Raw genomic sequence first — 6,833 nt, forward strand, 5'->3', positions numbered from 1 at the left:
ATGCCGAATATGCATGTATTAAGCATGGAGGCGCGAGAATGGATACGACGCTGTTCGATGATTTTCTGGAACTGGTGCGCGAATTGAATTTTTCCCGCGCCGCCGAGAACCGCAACTTGACCCAGCCCGCGTTCAGTCGCCGCATCAAACAACTTGAGGCCGCGATTCAGACGCCACTCATCCATCGCACGACGCGGCAGGTCACCCTGACTGCGGCCGGAAGAGCGTTCCAGCCGCGCGCGGAGGCTATCGTCAGGATGCTCTCGGAGGCCCGGCTCGAGGCGCTGGAGGCCGCGGGGCTCGCGCAACGGACCCTGAACCTCGCTGCTACCCACGCCCTGTCCTACACCTTCGTTCCGAAATGGCTGATGCAGATCGGCGGGCCCTCCCAGATCGGCTCCCTCAATATGGTCTCCGATACGCATCGCCAAGGCGTGCGACTTTTACAGAATGGCGAGGTGAGCTTCTTCATCTGCCATAAGAAACCCAACATTGCAGAAGATCTACCGGAAAAACAGTTCCGGTATCATCCAATCGGCAGCGATCGACTTGTGCCGCTTTGCGCCCCCGACGAAAGCGGTCGCCCCCTGTGGCGGCTCGGGAGCGCAGCTTCGCAAGTGCCGTTCATAGCTTATTCCAGCGCATCTGGCCTACATGCAATCCTCGAGGCGCATGGCATAGGCGACGGGCGTCGCGGCTTAGAAACCAAAATGAATTCTGTGCTTGCGTCGACCAATCTCGAGATGGCGAAAGAAGGCCAAGGCGTTGCCTTCCTCCCCCTCTCCCTCGCAGATCAGGAAATAACACGCGGCACCCTGGTCCGTGCTGGTGCCCCCTCGCTCGATGTTCCCGTGCAATTGGTCATCTACCGCCCGCGCTCCCGGCTGTCGGCCCATTGCGAGGCATTCTGGCTGAAGGGGGTCAGTCAGGATACCTGATAATCCATGCAAAACGCGCATGAATTCAGCGCCAATCGGCATTGGAACTGCCCCCTGCGCCTCCGCTACCCATGTGTGGGTAAAGTCTTCGGACCACTCACCGCACGAAAAAGGAGCACCGAAATGCGCATCGTGGACATTTGTGAGGTCACCAAGCCGATTTCCTCGCCTATCAGGAATGCATATATCGATTTCAGCAAGATGACCGCCAGCTTGGTGGCTGTGGTGACCGATGTGGTGAAGGACGGTCGCCGAGTGGTCGGCTACGGCTTCAACTCGAACGGGCGCTACGGGCAGGGAGGGCTGATCCGAGAACGATTCCGCGACCGCATCCTCGAAGCTGATCCCGCGTCGCTATTGAATGACGCGGGCGACAACTTCGATGCTCACAAAATCTGGGCTGCGATGATGCAGAACGAAAAACCCGGCGGTCACGGAGAGCGCTCGGTTGCCGTTGGGACCATCGATATGGCCGTATGGGACGCGATCTCGAAGATCGAAGAAAAGCCGCTCTTCCGTATGCTGGCCGAACGCAAAGGCGTCGAGGCTAATCCGCGTGTTTTTGTCTATGCCGCAGGTGGCTACTACTATCCCGGCAAAGACAAATCCGCTTTGCGCAATGAAATGCGCGGCTATCTGGATCGCGGTTACACCGTCGTGAAGATGAAAATTGGGGGCGCTTCGATCGACGAGGACCAGCGCCGGATTGAAGCCGTGTTAGCGGAAATCGGGGAGGAGGCGCAGCTTGCCGTCGATGCCAATGGCCGTTTCGATCTGGAAACCGCGATCGCCTATGCCAAGATGCTGCGGCAGTATCCTCTCTTCTGGTACGAGGAAATCGGAGATCCTCTGGACTACCAGCTGCAAGCTGCAATGGCCGAGTTCTATCCGGGCTCCATGGCGACAGGAGAGAACCTGTTCTCGCATCAAGACGCGCGCAACCTGATCCGCTATGGCGGGATGCGCCCCGACCGTGACTGGCTGCAATTCGACTGCGCCTTGTCTTACGGTCTGGTGGAATATCTGCGCACGCTCGACATGCTGGACCAGCTCGGCTGGTCGCCGTCGCGCTGCATTCCCCATGGCGGGCACCAGATGTCGCTAAACATCGCGGCCGGGCTCAGCCTTGGCGGCAATGAGAGCTACCCAGACTTATTCCAGCCCTATGGCGGGTTCCCCGACGGCGTGAAGGTCGAAGACGGCCATATCCTCATGCCAGAGCTTCCGGGCATCGGGTTCGAAGGCAAATCCGACTTGATCGCGGTGATGCGCGACCTCGTGGAGTAGATTGGCACCGATCTCGCCGGACGTCCACGATGATCAAATCGCTTGAAAGATGGGTGGCGGGCTGGGCAAGCAGCCGCCAACCCGCTCCTTTACTGAGAAGAAATCTCTCATGTCCTTCGCTGGGACGACGATAGTCGAGACGAAAACATTCGGCATGAATAGCCCCTGTCTCTCAAACGCGAACCTTAACGGGCACGTTATTGATCAGCCCATCTTCGGTATAGATCAATAGGCGACAGCTTCTCTTGGTAACGGATCGGTCAATCATCGCCTTGCTGATGCTGACGCAGTATGGGTTTGGACTTCCGTCCAATGCCACAATGTCAAAGTGGCCGGGGATACAGATAGATCGCTCGATCAGTGCGCGTTTGACAGAGCGGAACTCCGAAACTGCCTCGGCGTTAATGCCCGGCAACAGCAGGCGCCAGCTCCCGGCGTTGCCGCTCAGATAACACATGCCTGTTCACACCCTGCGGAGGTGAGGCCCGGCCTCGTGCTCCAGTGCCAATTCGATGCGGCGATCACGCCCACGAAACTGGCCGAAAAAAAATCTTCTGTTTCGATTTCCGTCCGCTCCCGCTCGATCCCATATCCCTTCTGAGGCGCACGGAGACACCGTCGCCAATCGGACCAACTCTTCAAAGGGACCCCGTGTGATCCCTTCTGCCACGCCCGACCCGTCGATCCCGTCTCAAACACCTTGGGAAGCCCATTAACCGCGCCTCGGCTTCCAGAAACTCGCTTCGATATCAAGCGGAACGCATGCCCCGGAAGTTCTCACATCCGCGGAAACGCCAGCGACCACATTAAATCCACGAAACGAATGGAAAAACTGCACATGACAAAGGTCATCATCAACGGCAAAATCTTCAACACCGCGACCGCTACCGAGATCGGCAGTATCGGCTCGCCCGGGGGACTATCGGTCTCCGATTTCTGGTTCTGGGAGGCAACGCTCTACCGCAGCCCGAAAGGGAACTACTTCATGGAGGGCGAAGGCGGAGCGCGATCGCCCTTTGCCCAGCCGTATAACACAAATGGTTGGATCGGTTCGGCTGGGATCGTCGCACTCTCGCCCGAAGACGCTCTGGCCTACGCGGAGAAGTCGCTTTCCAGCGAAACACTTCTCGAGCACTTCGCGGATCACCTGACCGAAGGCTGAAGCGACGCCCCAACGCGATCAACTGCTTCGCGACGGAGACCAAGCGCCAGGTCGACGTTCTCGACCGTCGCCTTGCCGAAACGCCCTATCTGAGGGGCGACGGCTACACCATCGCCAATACCGCGGTCTTCCCGTGGTATGGCGGGCTCGTGAAGGGATGGCTCTATGACCCGATGAGAGTTGACGTTAGGTAAAAACAAAAAATGACCTTGCCGGCTCGGATTGGGCTTCCGCAGTAGAGTCGCCGAACCTATTTTAAGAGTCAGGGCCGCGGAAAATCCCGCTCAGCCCGCCTCCGGTCAGCGGAGGCCATCGCCAGCCTGAATGAGTTCCTGCATGTGCAGGGATGACCCGAACTCAGTGACTATCCTCGTCGTAAGGCATGGCGCGTCCTCCGCATGTGCGGGGAAAAGGCACACCCGGACCGCAAGGTTCGGGTGTCCGTGCTTTGGCACAATGAGTCCGCCGTCGTGACAAAGGCCGGAAACTCCGACGTCCGGCGGGCTAGAAAACGTAGGCAGAGCAACACCAACCGTTCTCCGGTCGTGGCTGGATGAAAGTTCAGTGGCAGGTCAGGCTGTCCCTCCGCCCACGATAACGTAGTCGAACTCTCCAAGGTCCGATCCCATAGCATTCTCCTCCCGATCGCCTGAATGCGGCGCGCCCGGAGCACAGCCGACTTGTAATGGGCGGCCCGGCTCCTCCAATTGCCAGGTCGCCCATTGTTGATTGCCCGTTACGGCAACAAGATCACCGAACCCGAAGTGCGGCGCGCTTCCATATCGGATTGCGCCTGAGCTGCGTCTTCGAGCGCGTAGGTCGTGATCTCTGGTGCCCTTACGACGCCATCGCGGATTGCGGCAAAGAGATTATCTGCTGCAGCTTCATATTCTTCGCGCTTCGCCGTGTAGTGCGCGATCGAGGGCCGCGTCAGATACAGTGAACCCTTTGCTCCCAGCGAGGAAACCGCTACCGGCTCGACAGGACCGGACGCCTCGCCGAAGCTCACCATTGTGCCGCGCGGACGCAGGCAATTGACCGATTTCGCGAACGTATCCGCGCCGACAGAGTCATAGACGACATCAACCCCTGCGCCATTCGTGATTTCTTTCACGCGGGCTTCAAAATCCTCTTCCCGGTAGTTGATCAGGTGGGTACAGCCGTTCGCCTTGGCCTTTTCAAGCTTCTCCGCCGAGCTGGCCGTGCCGATCACCGTCGCACCCTTTCTTGACAACCACTGACAGGCGATGGAGCCGACACCTCCGGCCGCCGCGTGCCACAGGACTGTATCGCCCTTTCCGATTTCGCGGCAGCGGTTGATGAGATATTCGACCGTCAGACCCTTGAAGATAAGTGCCGCGACGATTTCCGAACCGAGATCGTCCGGCACTTTCAGCGCACGGGCAGCGGGCAAGTTTCGAATTCTGCTGTAAGCATTCGGCGGGCCGCCGACATAGGCAACACGGTCCCCGACCGCTACGTCCGTGACCCCTATACCAGTCGACCGAACCCGGCCGACGCCCTCCATGCCAAGCCCGGAAGGCAGTGGCAGCGGCGCGGCGAAGATGCCCCGTCGATGGTAGATGTCGATGTAATTGACGCCAATTGCCTCGTGCTCGATCTGAATCTCGCCGTCGACGGGATCAGCCAACGCAAATGATTCCATTTTCAGAACGGATGTATCGCCATACGCAGAAAAACGAAGGGCGGAGGTGGTCGTGGACATAAGACAAATCTCCTTTTCTCTCTTCGAACATGAGTTGCTTGAGAGAAATATGCGAGTATCTTATCGGGGAAGGGCTTTGCAAAAATGGAAAGCACGATGGATTGGAATGACCTCAGGTTCTTCCTGGCAGTAGCGCGCTCCAAATCGCTGAGCGAAGCCGGACGCCAGTTAGAAGTGAGCACGTCGACCGTTGCACGACGGATTAAGTTCCTCGAAGATTCTCTGCGCCTGAAACTTTTTCGACATCATCACGACGGCTATGCGCTGACTCAGGCTGGCCTTGATCTTCTTGACCCCGCAGAAAGCGCAGAGGCTCAGATGCGCCTTGTCGAACGCTCTGCACGTCGGAAGGATGGCGAACTTGCGGGTCTCGTACGCATCGACGTTCCCGAACTCATTGGTCAGAAAATCCTTCTCCCGGAGCTTCGGGGATTTTATGCGAACTATCCCAACATCCGACTGGATTTCCGGTCGAGTGTCCTCCCCGTCCGTTTAAGAGCACAGGAATCTGATATCGTCGTGCGACTGGTGCGCCCAGAACGAGGCAATTACCGCATCCGCCTCGTTGGGAAGATCGGTTTCGGGTTCTTTGCCTCGCAGGAGTATCTTATTCGACACGGTACGCCTCGGGCCGAAAGTGATCTCTTGCGGCACCGGGTGATCGCGTGGCCAGACGATTTGAAATTTCTCACAATGTCTGCCTGGCTTCAGACGGTTTGCCCCGATTTAGCCCCGTCGATGTTCCTAGATTCTTTCAAGGCCCATGTCGAAGCGGCCAAACACGGGTTTGGAATCGCGGCATTGCCGTATTTCGCCGCCAGTGCAGAAGGGCTGGTGCCCGTCCTCACTACGATCGCGCCGCTGAAACTGGACCTTTGGCTTCTCATCCATGATCGCTCTCCAATGACCAACAGCATTCGCGTCACTTATGATGAGATCCTGCGTATCCTCATAAGAAACCAGTCACGGCTCGAGGAGTTCGAGCAGCCCACTTTACCGATCTAAGATCTAAGAGTTGTGGAGGTTTCACCGTGCCCTGCCGCCCCCCCGCAGTTATCCCCAGAATCTGGGGACAGGATTGTGGAGAGGAGCGGTGACGCCCAATGTCGCTTCAAAAGGTTCTACTGTGCTCAAATATCAGGCACTCGTTAACGTGCCGGAGAACCAGCCATCCGACCGCTGAGGCAGCCACGCGCCGGGATAACCTCCAAGATCGGCAATCGATATCGGCAACCCCTTGGACTTTCTCTCGGATAGACCCAATGTTAGATGGGACTTAGCATAAAAAGAAGATCGGCAAAAATGTTGCAAACTCCCGGCAGAATCGAACCTTGCTTCTTCGAAGAACACATCCCCGCAGAACTTGCGGATCTTTCGGTCGACATTCAGAGGGAAGCGTCCCTCCTTGGGCAAGGTTTGCACCCGGACAGCGCGGCTGAGCTCGCGGACCTCGTTCGCGTGATGAACTGCTACTATTCGAACTTAATTGAAGGCCACAACACACGTCCAAGAGATATCGAGCGCGCGCTCGCCGGTGCAGAACTCGAGGAGGAGACCCGACCGCTTGCGCTGGAGGCGCGGGCGCATGTCATCGTTCAAAGGGCAATCGACGAGATGCATCAAAGGGGCACCCTGCCCCGACCTGCGCACACCGACGCATCCGGTCGGGCATTCCGACAACATCCGGTCAGGTGTTCCGGATATCCGGTCACCGCGAGAC

6 protein-coding genes and 2 pseudogenes are annotated in these 6,833 nt (G+C 57.9%); 6 read left to right on the forward strand and 2 right to left on the reverse strand.

Going from position 1 to position 6,833, the window contains the following annotated elements; translation table 11 throughout:
* Positions 1 to 38 precede the first annotated feature (38 nt).
* The gene (locus BMI89_RS20110) at positions 39 to 938 is read left to right on the forward strand and encodes a LysR substrate-binding domain-containing protein (protein WP_078572553.1); all 900 of its coding nucleotides are present in this window, start codon (positions 39 to 41) and stop codon (positions 936 to 938) included.
* Positions 939 to 1,061: 123 nt separating this feature from the next.
* Positions 1,062 to 2,225 carry a mandelate racemase/muconate lactonizing enzyme family protein gene (locus tag BMI89_RS20115; protein WP_078572554.1) on the forward strand — a complete coding sequence of 388 codons (1,164 nt, stop codon included), beginning with the start codon at positions 1,062 to 1,064 and terminating at the stop codon, positions 2,223 to 2,225.
* Positions 2,226 to 2,397: 172 nt separating this feature from the next.
* Here BMI89_RS20115 and BMI89_RS20120 read toward each other — a convergent pair whose 3' ends face one another.
* Positions 2,398 to 2,682 (reverse strand): hypothetical protein, encoded by a 285-nt coding sequence (locus tag BMI89_RS20120; RefSeq protein ID WP_078572555.1) that lies wholly within the window; start codon positions 2,680 to 2,682, stop codon positions 2,398 to 2,400.
* 381 nt (positions 2,683 to 3,063) lie between these two features.
* On the opposite strand from BMI89_RS20120, the gene BMI89_RS20995 reads away from it, so the two are divergent.
* Positions 3,064 to 3,387, forward strand: a complete 324-nt coding sequence (locus tag BMI89_RS20995) for a hypothetical protein (protein ID WP_168176852.1) — start codon at positions 3,064 to 3,066, stop codon at positions 3,385 to 3,387.
* A 14-nt stretch (positions 3,388 to 3,401) separates the two neighbouring features.
* A pseudogene (locus BMI89_RS21200) lies at positions 3,402 to 3,554 on the forward strand (glutathione-dependent disulfide-bond oxidoreductase); the annotation flags it as partial.
* Between the two features lie 569 nt (positions 3,555 to 4,123).
* Here BMI89_RS21200 and BMI89_RS20130 read toward each other — a convergent pair.
* A complete protein-coding gene (locus BMI89_RS20130) occupies positions 4,124 to 5,113 on the reverse strand; it encodes a quinone oxidoreductase (RefSeq protein WP_078572556.1) in 990 nt (329 codons plus the stop codon).
* Positions 5,114 to 5,197: 84 nt separating this feature from the next.
* Here BMI89_RS20130 and BMI89_RS20135 point away from each other — a divergent pair, with 84 nt between their 5' ends.
* Complete coding sequence (locus BMI89_RS20135) at positions 5,198 to 6,118, forward strand: LysR family transcriptional regulator (RefSeq protein ID WP_210402187.1); 921 nt, start codon at positions 5,198 to 5,200, stop codon at positions 6,116 to 6,118.
* A 297-nt stretch (positions 6,119 to 6,415) separates the two neighbouring features.
* Positions 6,416 to 6,833 (forward strand): annotated as a pseudogene (locus tag BMI89_RS20140) (hypothetical protein); the annotation flags it as partial.

Source organism: Thioclava sp. F36-7 (assembly GCF_002020075.1).
Taxonomy (GTDB): Bacteria; Pseudomonadota; Alphaproteobacteria; order Rhodobacterales; family Rhodobacteraceae; genus Thioclava; species Thioclava sediminum.